The following is a 262-nucleotide window of genomic DNA, read 5'->3' on the forward strand; positions in this document are numbered from 1 at the left end:
TGATCAAACCGTCACGGTCAGCCTTGGTTCCAGCTTGTCCGGCACCTCTTCATTCATCCTGAATAACGGTTATGCAAAAGAGTGACTGCATTATCGGGCTTCTGCTGGCTGTTCTGGCAGGAAGCCAAGTCCAGGCTGCCGTAATTGCCGCCGTCACGGGTGATGATGACGGCGTGCGCGCTGCGCTGGCCGTCTCCAGCGTGGGTGATCAAATTTTGGTGCCGGATGGCGACTGGAGCTGGGATCAAAACGTGGCTTTGAC

Annotated in this window: 1 protein-coding gene; it reads left to right on the forward strand. The window is 56.5% G+C overall.

All coding sequences use genetic code 11. The features are described from left to right. Nucleotides 1-71: 71 nt before the first annotated feature. A partial coding sequence (locus tag AC6UDE_RS07040) for a hypothetical protein (RefSeq protein ID WP_500697039.1) occupies nucleotides 72-262 on the forward strand: 191 nt, incomplete at its 3' end.

Source organism: Fructilactobacillus sp. X2R5C3, from assembly GCF_059901325.1.